Raw genomic sequence first — 15,984 nt, 5'->3', positions numbered from 1 at the left:
CTGACTTGTGAAGACGGCGATCATATTCGACTGCGAGTTTCTTTGCCTTGAGGGCTCGCAACGCAGATTCTGGTGCGCGGCCCACGATCCCGACCCGGTCATCGCGCAGATCGGCGCGGTCAGGCTTGGGCTCGAAGACGACTTTCCCGTCCTGGGCACGCACAAGGCCTATGTCAGACCGATCGACCGGTTTGGCAGGAGATACGCGCTCGACCCTTTCTTCACCGAACTGACTGGCATCACAGAAGAAAAGCTGGAGATCGAGGGGGTCGCGCTAGGAGAAGCCCTTGTTGACGTCGATCGTTTCTCCAATGGGGCGCGATTTTGGTCCTGGGGCAAGGACGAACTGAACATGATAGCCATCAGCTGCTATATCGCAGGCATCCCCGCCTCCATCCCGGCCGCCCGTTTTGACAATACCGTAAAGCTGCTGATCTCGGCCGGGATGCCGATCGAGGACCTGGCAAGGACGCCGAGCAACAAGCTTGCCGATTATTATGGCGTTCAACACCCGCCATTGCAGGGACACGATGCGCTCGATGACGCGCTGTCCGTAACCTACACCCTGCAGCACCTGATGAAGGCCGGAAAGCTGCGGCCGGACGCCTTCGACCGCTTGTAGCCTGGTGGCTGGCGCCCGCCCGGGATCGCCGCTCAGACCGCCGAATCGGTCCAGCGCACGATCTGTTTGGCCGCGTCGCCGAAAGCAGCATCGAGCGCGCCGACATAGCCTTGGTTGCCGCTGCCCGAGACGGGCGCGGTCGCCGTAAAGCTCTTGGACGCACGCACCTCGCCGTTGCGGTCGTTGAGGATGCGCACGAACAGGTCGACTTCGGCATGATCGCCGCCGTCGACACGGACTTCGAACGAACGAATCTCGACGATGACCTGGTAGTCGATCGCCAGTCCCTCGCCCGGCTTGCCCACGCCGGCGAAGCTGCCCGAGCGCTGGAACGTCTCGGCCAGCCGAGCCTGCACGATCAGCGGCAGCCGGTCCGCCCATTGCGCGCCCTTGAGGTACTGGATCGAGCGCGGGGACGGTTTTATGACGATGTTCTGGCTGTCCAGCGCCTTGAGCGCGGATGGCTGGGCGATCAGGATCTGGCGGCGGCTGTGGCCATGCGCCTCGACCGACGGCGCCGACAGTTCGAACGTGTCAAGCGGCGCAGGCCCGCCGCCCGGCAGCGCGGCACAACCGGCAAGGGTCAAGGCAAGCAAGGCCACGCCCGATCTGAACACAATCGTCGACTTCACGCGCGATCCCTGCTGTCCCCGGCCTCACTATCCCTGGATTGTAACAACAACCCGCGGATGCAGACACTGTTTCTGCGGCGAGCCGAGACCGAAGTCAACGCCGCGCCCTGCCATCGTACTGCCGAACCTCGCCCTCGCCGCCCGACAGGATGCGCTGCGGATTGCGGCTGAGGTCGGTAACCGCCTCCTCGATGCGGCTGATTGAACGGCGGCTGTCCTGAACCAGCGCCTCGACATTCGAAAGGCCCTGGCCGGAGAACCGGGCTATATTGTCGGTGATGACGCCAAGCCGCGAATTCAGCGTATCGGCAACCTGCTTGAACGACCTCAGCGTGTCCCTGGCGTCCGCCATCACGCCGTCCGCCTGCCCCGAACCGAGCAGCTTGTCGACTTTGGCCAGGATGCCGTCGACGCGCACCGAGGCGTCGTTGAGCCGTTGCGCGAGCTGCCTTGCATCCTTGATCGTCTCGTCTATGTCGTCCGCCCGGTTCGCGAATTTGCCGGTCACCTCGGCGATGTCCGAGGCGGCCTTGTCGGCGCTTTCGCTTGCCTTCTGGATGTTCGCCAGCGCCGTGCGCACTTGCGCCGGATCGATGCCGTCGAGCACGCCGTCGACCTTGGCCAGCGTACCTTGTGTCTGCTTGGCGAAATCATTGACCGATCCCACGGCCGTATCGACATTCCTGATCACGCCATCGAGCTGTTTGGACGTTTCCTTGAGGTTGCCGGTCACCGTATCGACATTGGCGACGATGCTCTTGATCTTGTCCTTGTCGACGGCATTGAGCAGCCCTTCGGCCGCCTTCAGCGTGCCGTCGAGCTTGCCCGAGACGCCCTTCAGCTCATCGGACAGCGCGCTGACCGCGGACAGGAACTTGTCGACGCCATCGGAATTCCTGGCCAGCGCGTCGGAGAACGTCTGCACATTCTGCACGGTCTGCGTCAGCGGCCCGCGCACATCCTTGGTGAACCCCTCCAGCTGCGTCAGCACCGTGTCGGCGCGCGTGAAGATGTTCTGCGCCGTCTGCAAAAGATTGGTCACCGCCGACGGGTTGGCCACGATCTCGGCGACCTTGCCTTCCTTTTCGGCCTGGTCGAGAAGTTTTACTTCCTTGGGGTCGGCCCCTTTGAGTTCGATATTGGCCTGTCCGGTCAGGCCGGCCAGGCCGATATCGGCCTGCGTCGATTTGGTGATCGGCGTCATGCGGTCGATCTCGGTGTCGGCGATTGCGACCGTCGGATTGTCGACATCGATATAGACGCGCCTGACGTCGCCGACCTTGACGCCGTTGAACAGCACGAAGCTGCCGCGGCCAAGTCCGGAAGCCGAGCCAGGGATGCGCACGCGCAACAACGTGGTCTCGCCTTTGTCGCCGATCGCCGCCGTCCAATAGACGAAGCCGAACGCCGCCAGGATCGCCACCAGCGTGAAGATGCCGACAATAACGTAGTTGGCTCTGGTTTCCATTGCTTCACTTATGGCTATGCGCGCGCGGCAAGATCAAGTTGCCGGGCTCGTTTTCCGCGGAAATACGATTTTACCCACGGTTCTTCACTCTTCAGCATGTCGTCTATGGTGCCTTCGACCAGCACTTTCTTCTTGCCGAGCACGGCGACGCGGTCGCAGGCGGTGAAAAGCGTGTCGAGATCGTGGGTCACCATGTAGACGGTCAGGTCCATCGTATCGCGCAGCTTGACCACCAGCTCGTCGAATTCCGCCGCGCTGATCGGATCGAGGCCCGAGGTCGGCTCGTCGAGGAAGACGATGTCGGGATCGAGCGCCAGCGCGCGAGCCAGTGCCGCGCGCTTGATCATGCCGCCCGACAGCTCGGACGGGAATTTCTGCGCCGCGTCCGGCGGCAGCCCGACCAGTTCGACCTTGAGCATCGCCAGTTCGTCCATCAACTTGCGCGGCAGGTCGAGATATTCGCGCATCGGCACCTGGACGTTTTCCAGCACCGTCAGCGCCGAGAACAGCGCGCCGTGCTGGAACAGCACCCCAAGGCGCATGTCGATGCGCAGCCGTTCGGCATCGTCGGCCTTTTCGATATCCACGCCGAACAGCTTGATCGTGCCGGACTGCTTGCGCGTCAAACCAAGGATGGTGCGCAGCAGAACTGATTTGCCGGCGCCCGAAGCGCCGACGAAACCGAGGATCTCGCCGCGCCAGATATCGAGCGACAGTTTGTCGAGGATCAGGTTGTCGCCGAAGGAAACGGTGATGTCATGCGCCGAAAGCACGACCTCGCTGTCATCCGCGCCCTCCTTGGCCCTGGTCTCGATGCCGTTTCCCATCGCCATTTCAGAACTCGATCGCTGCATAGAACATGGCGAAAAGCCCGTCGAGGATGATGACGACGAAGATCGATTTCACCACCGAGGCGGTCACGTGCTGACCAAGCGATTCGGCGCTGCCGCCGACCTTCATGCCCTCGACCGAGGCGATGGTGCCGATGATCATGGCCATGAACGGCGCCTTGATCAGGCCGGCGAAAATGGTGCTGAGGTCGATGGCAACGCGCAGCCGATCGATGAAGGCGGCGGGGGCGATGTCGGAATAGAGCCAAGCCGCGAGGATACCGCCGCCGAGTGCGGCAAAATTGGCGATGATGGTCAGGCAAGGCAGGGCGATCACCAGCGCCACCAGGCGCGGAAAGACCAGCACGCCGATGGGGTTAAGCCCGATGACCTTCAGCGCATCCACTTCCTCGCGCATCTTCATCGAGCCGATTTCGGCGGTGATGGCGCTGCCCGAGCGGCCGGCGATCATGATTGCCGTCATCAGCACGCCGAGTTCGCGCAGGATCAACACGCCGACGAGGTCGACGACGAAGATGTCGGCGCCGAAATAGCTGAGCTGGTAGGCGCCCTGCTGGGCAACGATGGCGCCGACGATCGCCGACATCAGCACCACCACCGGAATGGCTCCGACGCCCATGCGGTCGATCTGGTTGAAGATCGCCGCCGGATTGACGGCATGGCCGCGGCCGAGCTTCATCTGCGCGCCACGGATCGTGGCGCCCAGTATGTTCATCGAGGCGAGAAAATCGTCGCGCATTTCGTAGACGCGGCGGCCGACCGCCTCCAGCGTGCGAATGACGATGTTGGGCGGCCCGACCGGCCCCGATTCGGGCTCGCGCCGCACCGCATCGCCGACCGCGCCGAGCAGGATCGAGGCAACGTCGCTCTGGCCCTGCAACCTGACCTCGACGCCCTTCTTCTCGAAAGCGCTGACCAGGCGGTCGATCAGCCAGGCGCCGGCGGTATCGATCTTCTCGATATGCGAAAGATCGAGCGCCAAGGTATTGAAACCGCTCCGTTTCTCGATTTTGCGCATCTCTGCGTCGATCGCGGCCACGGTGCGCGTCGTCCAGATTCCCGAGAAGGCGCAGCCGAGAACGCCTGCTTCCTCACCGACCGACACGCGCGGTTCGTGGTCAGCCTCCGAGGCGGTCTTGCCGCTTGCGTCGCGCTTGCCGATGGTCAACATGGCGTCCTGTTTAGCCTGACGGGTCCGGCCTTGTCGATTTGCCGACGACCCTTCTCGCACAGCCGGAGCAGAAAATTATGGCGCGTGTCATTTCGGTCGAGGCCGAGCGTTTTCCAATCGCCGGCACCTTCACCATTTCGCGTGGTTCGAAGACCGAAGCCGAAGTGATCACCTGCACGATCAGCGAAGGCGATTACACGGGCCGTGGCGAATGCGTGCCGTACAAACGCTATGGCGAGACCATGGACGGGGTTCGCGCCGCGATAGAGGCCATGCGCGGGCAAATCTCTGCTGGCATGGACCGGACAGCCCTGCTCGGCGCCATGCCGGCAGGCGCGGCGCGCAACGCCATCGATTGCGCCTTGTGGGACCTGGAAGCCAAGATCAGCGGCAAGGCGGTGGCGGACGTAGTCTGGCCGGCTCCTTTGCATCAGCTCGAGACGGCCTACACGCTGTCGCTGGGCGAACCCGAGGCGATGGCGGCGCAGGCCCGTGCCAACGCGGCGCGCCCGCTGCTCAAAGTCAAGATCGGCGGCGACAACGACATTGCGCGCATCCGCGCGGTCCGGCAGGCCGCGCCCGGCAGCCGCATCATCCTCGACGCCAACGAGGGCTGGAACGACGACACCATCGCCGCGAACCTCGCCTTTGCCGCCGAGCAAGGCATCGCGCTTATCGAACAGCCGCTGCCGGCGGGCCATGACGGCATCCTGCGCCACATCGCGCATCCGGTGCCGATCTGCGCGGACGAGAGCGTGCATGAGGCGGGGGATCTGGCCGCGCTCGCCGGTCTCTACGATGCCGTCAACATCAAGCTCGACAAGTCGGGCGGGCTGACGGCGGCGCTCGTGCTGCGCGACCGCGCCCGCGAACTGGGTTTCGGCGTCATGGTCGGCTGCATGGTCGGCACGTCGCTGGCGATGGCGCCGGCGGTGCTGCTCGCCCAGGACGCCGATTTCGTCGACCTCGACGGACCGCTGCTGCTTGCGCGGGATCGTGTGCCCGGCCTCGCCTATGAGGGATCCTTGGTTTCACCGCCCGATCCGGCGCTTTGGGGCTGAGCGCGCCGCGAGTCCGACCAGCACCAGGCCGATGATCGCGATCGGGATCATGGCCAGGAAGCCGTCGACCCCGAAACGGTCGTAGAGCGGGCCGGAGGCGAGCGTCACGGCGGCCATGAAGAAGCCGTTGAAGAAATAGGCGACGCCCTGTGCGGCACCGGTGCGCTCTTCCGAGACCGTTTCGCCGATCATTTTCTGCAGGCCGATCAGCACCATGGCCACCGACACCGAATGCAGGGTCTGGACGCCGAAAAACCCGGCGACGCCGAGGCCAAGCGGCCAGATCAGCGGAAAGGCGATCCAGCGCACGACCGCGCCGATGCCGGCAATCACCATCACCCTGACGACCGACACGGAGGCGAATATGCGGTTGAAAAACACGAACATGCAGACTTCGGCCACCACGCCCCACGCCCACAGAAGCCCGACGACGGTGTCGCCGATGCCGATCGACTTCCAGTAGATCGACACGAAGCCGTAAAGGAAGGCGTGGCTGGCGGTGAGGATGCCGACACCCAGGGTGAAATAGACGAAATAGGCATTGAAGAGACTTGGTGCCGAGTGCTGGATCTCCGCGGCCGAAAGCGGTGAGGCAAGGCGCGGCCGGCCAAGACGCGGCGCAAGCAGCGCGGCAAAGAGCGCGGCACCCAGTGCCGCGAAAATGATCGCCGGGACGGCTTGCGCCCCTGCCGCGGTCAGGATGAAACCACCGGCCACGTTGGCGCAGAGATACGAGATCGAACCCCACTTGCGCATGCTGGTGTAGTTGGAGCCGAAGCGGCGCACGCCCGAAAGCGCGAGCGAATCGGCCATCGGCGAATGCGGTGTCCATACGATCGTCAGCGCCAGCGACACCGCAAGCACGACGGCGTAGGAGGCCGGCAGAAAATAGCCGGCGGAAATGATCATCGATGCCGCGACGAGCGCGATATAGACGTCGGCGCGGTCCCTCGCCCGGTCCGCGAGCGCGGTGAGCAGCGGCGTCGTCACGACGCGCAGGAACATCGGAGCCGCCAGGATGACGGCGATCTGCTCGGCGTGAAAACCTTTCGCCTGCAGCCACAGCGGGAAGTAGGGCAGATGCGTGCCCTGCGACACGAACAATGTCGCGAAGATCAGGCTCATGCGCAGTTCGAAATGGCGTGGTTTGACGAGCTGTTCGGGTGAAAGCGGCGGCAGCGGCATGAATCGATCCAATAACGCTGCCGCCCACGAACGGCGAGCAGTGTGGATTGACCCTTAACATGAGGAAAAACCGGACGAAACCGATTGGCCTAATCGATTAACACCGGAATCTGTGCCTGGCACCGGCAGTCAGGCGGCCTGCACCACCCGGTCCTCGATCAGCATCGGGATGAAAGGTTCGTCCGGCGCCTCGGGCAAGACATGCGCCCAGGTCAGGATTTCCATCCGGCCGTCGAAATGTTCGACCACCGCCGTGCAGCTTTCCACCCAGTCGCCGGTGTTGATGTACTGGACGTCGCCATAGCATTCGATCGCGGCATGATGGATATGGCCGCAGATGACGCCGTCGACATGCGAGCGCCGCGCCTCTTCGCTGAGCACCGTCTGGAACGAGCCGATGAAGTTAACGGCCTTCTTGACCTTGACCTTGGCCCAGGACGAAAACGACCAGTAAGGCAGGCCGAGCAGCTGGCGCAGCCGCGTGATCACACGGTTGACCTGCATGGCGGCGTCGTAGGCATGGTCGCCGAGATAGGCGAGCCAGCGCTGATTGTGCACGACCGTGTCGAACTGGTCGCCATGGATGACGAGCAGCCGCCTGCCGTCGGCGGTTTCGTGAATGGCGCGGTCGGCGACGACGATGCCGCCGAAATGCACGCCCTGGAACTGGCGGGCGAATTCGTCGTGGTTGCCGGCGATGTAGGTGATGGTGGCGCCCTTTCGCGCCTTGCGCAGCAATTTCTGCACGACGTCATTGTGGCTCTGCGGCCAGTGCCAACTGCGCCTCAGGCGCCAGCCATCGACGATATCGCCGACGAGATAAATGATGTCGGCATCGTGATGTCTAAGGAAATCGATCAGGAAATCGGCCTTTGCCGCCTTCGACCCGAGATGGACGTCGGAGATGAACATGCTGCGGAACGTGCGGGGCTCTTGGCCGGACATCGCGAATTCACCGTTGCTTTCGCGAGCCTATGCCCCGATTCATGCAACAACCGTATGACGGTTGCGATTGGTCCAGCCCAAGAGCTAGCCTGCCGGCGAATCACAGGAGAAATCGTCATGGATCTCGGTATCCGCGGAAAGAAGGCCATCGTCTGCGCTTCGAGCAAAGGGCTCGGAAAAGGCTGCGCCATGGCTCTGGCCGAGGCCGGCTGTGACATTGTCGTCAACGGGCGCAACGCCGAGCTGGTGGCCAAAACCGCTGCGGAGCTGCGCGAGCGTTACGGCGTGACCGTCACGGAAGTCGTCGGCGACGTATCGAAGCCCGAGGTGCAGAAGGCGCTTCTCGCCGCCTGTCCCCAACCCGACATCCTCGTCAACAACAATGGCGGCCCGCCGCTGCGCGATTTCCGCGAGCTCGATCGTGCCAAGATGCTCGAAGGCGTGACCCAGAACATGGTGACGCCGATCGAGCTGGTGCAGGCGGTGATCGACGGCATGGCCGTGCGCGGTTTTGGCCGCATCGTCAACATCACTTCGTTATCGGTCTATGTCCCCATCCCCGGCCTTGATCTGTCGTCCGGCGCGCGCGCCGGCCTGACCTCCTTTCTTGCCGGCGTGGCGCGCACGGTGGTCGACCGCAACGTGACCATCAACAGCCTGCTGCCCGGCAAGCTCGATACCGACCGACTGCGCGGTCCGCACGAGGCCGGCAGCGTTGAAGACCCGGCCGCGGCAGCCGCCCGCAAGGCGCGCATCAGTGCCGACGTGCCGGCCAAGCGGCTCGGCACGCCGGAAGAATTCGGCCAGATCTGTGCCTTCCTGTGCTCGGTTCATGCCGGCTACCTGACCGGCCAGAACATACCGATAGACGGCGGCCTCTATGTCAGCGCCTTCTGAGACCCGGTAGCGCCGGCGCCGAAGAAATTCCGATCAAGCCATTGAAATAGTTCGCTTATCCCGGCTTCGTCGATGTGAATGGCGATTGCGTCATTTGGCGTCGCGAAAAATCTCGGCCGCATGCTAAGAAGGCGGCACGCAGGATCGCAGGGAGGCCCGGAATGAACGGCGAGAGCAAGAAAACGGCACGTTCGGACCTCGACGAAGCCGCGCTCTACTTCCACAAGCACCCGACGCCGGGCAAGCTCGAAATCCAGGCCACCAAGCCGCTTGGCAACCAGCGCGACCTGGCGCTCGCCTATTCGCCCGGCGTGGCGGCCCCTTGCCTCGAAATCCGCGACGATCCGGCGACCGCGGCCGACTACACGGCGCGCGCCAATCTGGTCGGCGTCGTTTCCAACGGCTCGGCCGTGCTCGGCCTGGGCAATATCGGCCCGCTCGCTTCCAAGCCGGTCATGGAAGGCAAGGCGGTCCTGTTCAAGAAATTCGCCGGCATCGACGTCTTCGACATCGAGATCGACGCGCCCGAGATCGAGCGCATGGTCGAAACGGTGGCGGCGCTGGAACCGACATTCGGCGGCATCAACCTCGAGGACATCAAGGCGCCGGAATGCTTCGAGGTCGAAGAGCGACTGAAGGCCCGGATGGGCATACCGGTTTTCCATGACGACCAGCACGGCACCGCCATCATCGTCGCCGCCGCAGTGCTCAACGGCCTGGAATTCGCCGGCAAAACCATTGCCGACATCAAGATCGTCACTTCGGGCGCGGGTGCGGCGGCATTGGCCTGCCTCAACCTGCTGGTCTCGCTCGGCGCCAAGGTCGAGAACATCTGGGTCACCGACCGTTTCGGCGTCGCCTATAAGGGGCGCACGGATGAGATGGACCGCTGGAAAGACCCTTATGTGAAGGACACGGAGGCGCGCACGCTGGCCGACGTCATATCGGGCGCAGACGTGTTCCTCGGGCTTTCGGCCGCCGGCGTGCTGAAGCCGGAATTGCTCCAGCACATGGCGCCGAAGCCATTGATCCTGGCGCTGGCCAATCCCAATCCGGAAATCATGCCGGAAGTGGCGCGGGCGGCGCGCCCCGACGCGATGATCTGCACGGGCCGGTCCGATTTTCCAAATCAGGTCAACAACGTACTGTGTTTTCCTTACATCTTCCGCGGCGCGCTGGACTGTGGCGCCAGCGCCATCAATGAGGAGATGAAGATGGCCGCGGTGCGGGCCATCGCCGCCCTTGCCCGCGAAGAACCTTCGGATGTCGCCGCGCGCGCCTATTCCGGCGAGACGCCGGTGTTCGGACCCGAATTCCTGATCCCCTCGCCCTTCGATCCGCGGCTCATCCTGCGCATCGCCCCGGCCGTCGCCAAGGCGGCCTGCGACACCGGTGTCGCGACAAGGCCGATCAGCGACTTCTCCGCCTATATCGACAAGCTCAACCGCTTCGTCTTCCGCTCCGGCCTGGTGATGAAGCCGGTGTTCTCGTCGGCCAAGGCGTCGAGCGCCAAGCGCGTCATCTATGCCGACGGCGAGGACGAGCGCGTGCTGCGCGCCGCGCAGGTGGTTTTGGAGGAAGGCATCGCCGAGCCGATCCTGATCGGCCGTCCGCACGTCATCGAGGTGCGATTGAAGCGCTACGGACTGCGCATCAAGCCCGGCGTCGACTTCGGCCTGATCAACCCGGAGGACGATCCGCGCTACCGCCATTACGTCGACCTCCTGATCGAGCTGGCCGGCCGGCGCGGCGTGACGACGGAGGCCGCGCGCACCATGGTGCGCACCGACAACACGGTGATCGCGGCCCTCGCATTGAAGCGCGGCGACGCCGACGCCATGGTCTGCGGCCTCGAAGGGCGTTTCGAGCGGCACCTGCGCAACGTCACGCTGATCATCGGGCCACGAACCGGCATCAAGGACCGGGATCTGTCGACGCTGTCCATGCTGATCTCGCAACGCGGCATCATCTTCCTGACCGACACCCATGTTTCTGTCGACCCCACCGCCGACGAGATCGCCGAAATGACCGTGCTGGCGGCCGAGGAGATCCAGCGCTTCGGCATCGAGCCCAAGGCGGCGCTGCTGTCGCATTCGGATTTCGGCTCGCGCGATTCGCCGAGTGCGCTCAAGATGCGGCAGGCGGCGGCGATCCTGGCGCGCATCGCGCCCGAGCTGCAATGCGACGGCGAGATGCATGCCGATTCCGCGCTGTCGGAACATCTGCGCCAGCGCGTCTATCCGCATTCGCGTCTGAAGGGCGAAGCCAATCTCCTGGTGTTCCCCAACCTCGATTCCGCCAACATCACGCTGACAGCGCTCAGGACCATGATGGATGCCCTGCATGTCGGCCCGATCCTGCTCGGCACCGACAAGCCGGCGCATATCCTGACGCCCTCGGTGACTTCGCGCGGCGTCGTCAACATGACAGCGCTGGCGGTGGTCGAGGCCGCCCACAAGGCGCAAGCTGTCGTCGATCTGGGCTGAACACCAATTCGGGGGTAAACTGCGGTTTAACCACGAGCACGTAGCGTGCGGCGAACAACCAAGCAGGGTTTCGGCGGATGATGGGCAAAGGGTGGAAGCAGGCGCATCTCGCCGTGCTGCTTGGCCTGCTGCTTTCGGGCGCCGCCGTCTCCGAGCCGCAGGCCGCCTCGCGTGTCTGCCGCCAGCTCGAGACCGATCTTGCCGCGACCTCGCGCGGCAGTGGCGGTCCGGCCCTGATCCGGAAATATGACGCCGCGATCGACCGGCAACGCGAGCAGATTTCAAAGGCGCGCGGCCAGTCCAGCAGCGCCGGCTGCGGCTTCTCTCTATTCAGCCGCAATGTCAGCCAATGCGCTGGGTTCAACGCCACCATCGAGCGCATGAACGCCAATCTCGATAGCTTGCAGGCCAAGCGCGCCCGCCTCGCCGGCGGCGGTTCGCGGCGCGATCGCGCACGCATCCTGGCCGCGCTCGACACCAATGGCTGCCGCGAGGACGCGGTGGCGCCCCGCCGCGAACTCTTGCGCGAAGCGAAACGGGAACAAGGCAACGGCAATCTGTTCGACCAGCTGTTCGGCGGCGACACACGCCGGCTCGATACGCTCGACCAGTCTGACGATCCCGACGAGGAGCGCAATATCCGCCGCGTGCCGGGCCGGTCCGGCATACCGGATTTTCCGGGCGTCGGCGGCGAGTTCCGTACCACCTGCGTGCGCACCTGCGACGGCTACTTCTTTCCGATGTCGAATGCCGCCTCGGTCGGCGATTTCGAGCGCGACCAGAAGAACTGCGAATCGAGCTGTCCCGGCACCGAGATCCAGGTCTTCTATTCGCGCGGCATGGGCGACGATTCAGCCGACATGACATCGTCGGTCACCGGCCGACCCTACAGCGAACTGCCGACGGCCTATCTTTACAAGCAGCCCAACCTGTCGCGGCCGCCGGCCTGCGGCTGCAACGCCGCGCAGAACTTCCAGATCATCGGCGGCAATCCGCCAAGCCAGCAACAGTCGCGGCCGCAAACGGAGGGCGCCCCGTTCATTCCGGTGCCTGCCTCCAAACCCGATCCAGGTGCCGATCCCGAGACGCTGGCAAACGCCGCAGGCGGGCTGGACCGCGACGCCATCAAGCGGCTTGCGGTCAAACCGGTCACATCGCCGGTCTCGACGCTGCCGCCGGAACAGCGGAAGGTCAGGGTCGTCGGGCCAACGTTCCTTCCCGACCCATCAGCGGCAATAGATCTGCAAGCTCCGGTCCCGAAGTCAGTCCGGTAAGGGCGAGCCTCAGCGGCATGAACAGCGCCTTGCCCTTGCGGCCGGTCGCTTCCCTGATCTTGGCCGTCCAGTCCTTCCAGACGGTCCCGTTCCAAGGCTCCTCGGGCAGCAGATCGATGGCCTGGTGAAGAAAATCTCGATCGGCGTCGGAAAATTCCGGCTTCTCCTGCGGCCCTTCGCGCAGGATGCGCCACCAGCCGACAGCATCGGCCAGCCTGTCGAGATTGCCGCGCACAGCCAGCCAGAACGGTTCCGCCTGCTCGCCCGATATGCCGAGCACCACCAGCCGATTCTGCGCTTCGGAGAACGGCATTTGGTGCAGCAGCGTCCGGTTGAGCACGAAAAGCTCGTCCGGGTCGAACTTTGCCGCCGACTTCGAGGTCGCCGCCGGGTCGAAACGGCTGGCGAGTTCGGTCAGGTCGTGCGCGGCGGCGACATTCTCCGACGTGCCGACGAGCACGGCCAGCGATGCGACCGCCATCGGCTCGATGCCGTCCTCGCGCAGGCTTTCGATGGAGAGTGCGCCGGTGCGCTTCGACAGCCCCTCGCCCGAAACGGTGGTCAGCAGATTGTGGTGGCCGAATTCCGGCGGCTCGGCACCCAGCGCCCGGAACAGCGCGATCTGCACGCCGGTGTTGGTGACGTGGTCGTCGCCGCGGATGACATGGCTGACGCCCATCTCGATATCGTCGACGACGGATGGCAGCGTATAGAGATAGGTGCCGTCCTCGCGCACCAGCACCGGGTCCGACAGCGAGGCGAGATCGACGGTTTCCTGCCCGCGCACTAGGTCGTTCCAATGGATTTCGGTGCGCTCCGGCTGCTGCGGATCGCCGGTGAAATTGGGCAGCAGGAAGCGCCAGTGCGGCCGGCGGCCATCGGCCTGATATTCGGCGATCTGTTCCGACGTCAGCGTCAGCGCCTCGCGGCCATAGACCGGCGGCAAGCCGCGCGTACGGCGCACCTTGCGCCTGAGGTCGAGCTCCTCCGGCGTTTCATAGCAGGCATAGAGAACACCCGCCGCCTTCAGCCGCTCGACCGCCGCGTCATAGATCTCGAAGCGACGCGACTGGTATTCGGTGGTGTCGGGAAAGATGCCAAGCCAATGCAGGTCGTAAAGGATGGCGTCGGAAAATTCCTGCTTCGAGCGCGCGACATCGGTGTCGTCGAAGCGCTGGATGAAGCGCCCCTTATGGTTCATGGCGAACAGCCAGTTGAACAGGGCGGTGCGCGCATTGCCGATATGGATGCGGCCTGTCGGCGAAGGGGCGAAACGAACGGTAACTGTCATGAGCGGGGCGTACCGGATGCTTTTGTGATTGACAAGACGCGCCCCCGTGCCGTGCCGCAGACATAGAACATGGCGCAAGCAATGAAAAGACTTGGCGGACGCGGCTCCGCCAGCAATCGCATGTCCCGCGCCGCCCGCCCGTCAGGCCGCCGGCGCCTGATGGGATGGCCTCCGGGCCAGAGCCAGAGGCCATCCCCGATCAGGTGACAAGTCCCTTGGTCAATTCGAGCGCCTGGCGCTCGAACAGGCGGCGGTAGATGCCGCCCGGCAGCCGGATCAGCGCGTCATGCGAGCCTTCCTCGGCGATCTTGCCGCGATCGAAGACCAACAGCCTGTCGAGCGCCCGCACCGTCGAAAGCCGGTGCGCGATGACCAGCGTGGTGCGGCCGACCATCAGCCGCTCCATCGCCTGCTGGATCAGCACCTCCGATTCTGAATCGAGGCTCGACGTCGCCTCGTCCAGGATCAGGATGCGCGCATCGGCGAGGAACGCGCGTGCGATCGCCACGCGCTGGCGCTCGCCGCCCGACAGCTTCACGCCGCGCTCGCCGACGAGCGTGCCGTAGCCCTTCGGCAGGTTGACGATGAAGTCGTGCGCGCTCGCCAGCTTTGCCGCGTGCTCGATCTCGGCCTGCGTGGCGCCGGGTCGGGCATAGGCGATGTTTTCGGCCAGAGAGCGGTGGAACAGGATCGGCTCCTGCTGCACGATGGCGATCTGCGCGCGCAGCGACGCCTGCGCCACCTCCGAAATGTCCTGGTCGTCGATCAGGATCCGGCCGGCGTTCACGTCATAGAGCCTCTGGATCAGCTTGACGAAAGTCGTCTTGCCCGACCCGGAATGGCCGACCAGCCCGACCCGCTCGCCCGGCGCGATATCGACCGAGAAATCGCGATAGAGCGGCGAACGGTGACTGCCATAATGGAAGGTGACGTCGTCGAAGGCGATGCCCCCTTGCGTGATACGGATCGGCCCGGCGCCGGGCCGGTCCTCGATGCCAAGCGATTCGGACTGGAAATCGACCAGTTCTTCCATGTCGTTGATCGAGCGTTGCAGGTTGCGGATATGCGTTCCGATATCCCTGAGATAGCCTTGCAGGACGAAGAAAGAAGTCAGCACGAAGGCGACGTCGCCGGCCGTTGCCTGTCCCCACGACCACAGCATCAGCGCCAGGCCGATGACCGCCGCTCTAATCACCAGCAGCAGCGCCCCTTGCGTGGTTCCGTTGATGGTGCCGCGCACCCAGGTGCGCCGCGTGCGGGCACGCCATTTGGCGACGACCTTGGCAAGCCGGTTCTCCTCGCGCTCCTCGGCGCCAAACCCCTTGACCACGGCGTTGCAGCTCACCGCGTCGGCCAGCGAGCCGCCAAGGCGTGTGTCCCAGGTGTTGGCGAGCCTGGCCGCCGGCGCGACATAGCCCAGCGACAGCATCGCCGTGACGGCGATGAACAGCACCGAGCCGGCGGCGACAACCGCTCCCATCAGCGGCCAGAACCAGCCCAGCAGCAGCGTCGAGCCGACCAGCATGACGACCGACGGCAGCAGCGCGATCAGGATCGTGTCGTTGAGCAGGTCCAACGCCCACATGCCGCGCGTGACCTTGCGCACGGTCGATCCGGCGAAGCTGTTGGCGTGCCAGTCGGTGGAAAAGCGCTGGACACGATGGAAGGCGTCGGCGGCGATGTCGGCCATCATCTTCAGCGTCAGTTCGACGATACCCATGAAGGCCAGATTGCGCAGGACGACACCTGCCAGCGCCAACGCCATCAGCATGGAAAACGCGGTCATCGCGGCATTCCAGGCGATCTCGTCGGCGCCGGCGCTGCTGGCGACGGCATCGACCAGCCGGCCGGAATAGAGCGGCGTCAGCACATCGGCCAGCGTCGACAGCAGGAAACCAGCCATGATCAGCGAAAGCCGCCAGGGCTGGCGCCGCCAATGGGTGAAAGTAAAGCCAAGAACGCTGCGAAAGGCGCTCGCGCGCAAATCGATTCGAAAACGAGCCATGATGTCATTCGGGCGCAAAAAGCCCGATCCCGGTAAGGTCAAAAATGAAAAAACCGCGCAAGGGGCTCAATGCCCGGGAATGCGGAGGTTCGGTTA

At 64.4% G+C, this 15,984-nt stretch carries 13 protein-coding genes; 5 read left to right on the top strand and 8 right to left on the bottom strand.

The features are described 5' to 3' along the window. Positions 1–7 precede the first annotated feature (7 nt). Complete coding sequence (locus tag FJ979_RS27380; protein ID WP_140515280.1) at positions 8–622, top strand: 3'-5' exonuclease; 615 nt, start codon at positions 8–10, stop codon at positions 620–622. Between the two features lie 32 nt (positions 623–654). Here FJ979_RS27380 and FJ979_RS27375 read toward each other — a convergent pair whose 3' ends face one another. The 4 genes from FJ979_RS27375 to FJ979_RS27360 all read right to left on the bottom strand — a co-directional run bounded on the left by FJ979_RS27375 (position 655) and on the right by FJ979_RS27360 (position 4,744). Beyond that, a complete protein-coding gene (locus tag FJ979_RS27375) occupies positions 655–1,254 on the bottom strand; it encodes an ABC-type transport auxiliary lipoprotein family protein (protein WP_224618578.1) in 600 nt (199 codons plus the stop codon). Between the two features lie 94 nt (positions 1,255–1,348). After that, positions 1,349–2,722, bottom strand: coding sequence for an MlaD family protein (locus FJ979_RS27370; protein ID WP_140564477.1), 1,374 nt, complete (start codon positions 2,720–2,722; stop codon positions 1,349–1,351). A 14-nt stretch (positions 2,723–2,736) separates the two neighbouring features. After that, on the bottom strand, positions 2,737–3,555 hold the full coding sequence (locus FJ979_RS27365) for an ABC transporter ATP-binding protein (protein WP_140498922.1): 819 nt from the start codon (positions 3,553–3,555) through the stop codon (positions 2,737–2,739). A 1-nt stretch (position 3,556) separates the two neighbouring features. After that, the gene (locus FJ979_RS27360; protein WP_140498924.1) at positions 3,557–4,744 is read right to left on the bottom strand and encodes an ABC transporter permease; all 1,188 of its coding nucleotides are present in this window, start codon (positions 4,742–4,744) and stop codon (positions 3,557–3,559) included. 77 nt (positions 4,745–4,821) lie between these two features. On the opposite strand from FJ979_RS27360, the gene dgcA reads away from it, so the two are divergent. After that, positions 4,822–5,805 (top strand): N-acetyl-D-Glu racemase DgcA, encoded by a 984-nt coding sequence (dgcA, locus tag FJ979_RS27355; RefSeq protein ID WP_140498926.1) that lies wholly within the window; start codon positions 4,822–4,824, stop codon positions 5,803–5,805. On the opposite strand, the gene FJ979_RS27350 is transcribed toward dgcA, so the two are convergent. Then, positions 5,776–6,990 carry an MFS transporter gene (locus FJ979_RS27350; RefSeq protein ID WP_140498927.1) on the bottom strand — a complete coding sequence of 405 codons (1,215 nt, stop codon included), beginning with the start codon at positions 6,988–6,990 and terminating at the stop codon, positions 5,776–5,778. The two genes, dgcA and FJ979_RS27350, sit on opposite strands and share 30 nt — an antisense overlap. A 129-nt stretch (positions 6,991–7,119) precedes the next feature. Further along, entirely contained in the window at positions 7,120–7,935 is an 816-nt protein-coding gene (locus FJ979_RS27345; protein WP_140584340.1) for a UDP-2,3-diacylglucosamine diphosphatase, read from the bottom strand. 117 nt (positions 7,936–8,052) lie between these two features. On the opposite strand from FJ979_RS27345, the gene FJ979_RS27340 reads away from it, so the two are divergent. The 3 genes from FJ979_RS27340 to FJ979_RS27330 all read left to right on the top strand — a co-directional run bounded on the left by FJ979_RS27340 (position 8,053) and on the right by FJ979_RS27330 (position 12,592). Beyond that, complete coding sequence (locus FJ979_RS27340; RefSeq protein WP_140584339.1) at positions 8,053–8,832, top strand: SDR family oxidoreductase; 780 nt, start codon at positions 8,053–8,055, stop codon at positions 8,830–8,832. Positions 8,833–8,993: 161 nt separating this feature from the next. Continuing rightward, positions 8,994–11,318: an NADP-dependent malic enzyme gene (locus FJ979_RS27335; RefSeq protein ID WP_140498933.1), complete on the top strand. Its 2,325-nt coding sequence runs from the start codon at positions 8,994–8,996 to the stop codon at positions 11,316–11,318. Positions 11,319–11,395: 77 nt separating this feature from the next. After that, positions 11,396–12,592 carry a DUF2865 domain-containing protein gene (locus FJ979_RS27330; protein WP_140560906.1) on the top strand — a complete coding sequence of 399 codons (1,197 nt, stop codon included), beginning with the start codon at positions 11,396–11,398 and terminating at the stop codon, positions 12,590–12,592. On the opposite strand, the gene gltX is transcribed toward FJ979_RS27330, so the two are convergent. Continuing rightward, a complete protein-coding gene (gene gltX, locus FJ979_RS27325; protein ID WP_140584338.1) occupies positions 12,510–13,883 on the bottom strand; it encodes a glutamate--tRNA ligase in 1,374 nt (457 codons plus the stop codon). The two genes, FJ979_RS27330 and gltX, sit on opposite strands and share 83 nt — an antisense overlap. Before the next feature lie 199 nt (positions 13,884–14,082). Continuing rightward, entirely contained in the window at positions 14,083–15,888 is a 1,806-nt protein-coding gene (locus FJ979_RS27320) for an ABC transporter ATP-binding protein (RefSeq protein ID WP_140584337.1), read from the bottom strand. Positions 15,889–15,984 lie beyond the last annotated feature (96 nt).

Origin of the sequence: Mesorhizobium sp. B1-1-6, from assembly GCF_006443035.1 — a bacterium.
Taxonomy (GTDB): domain Bacteria; phylum Pseudomonadota; class Alphaproteobacteria; order Rhizobiales; family Rhizobiaceae; genus Mesorhizobium.
Note: the sequence above shows the minus strand (reverse complement) of the source record. Positions and strands in the feature narration are given on the sequence as shown.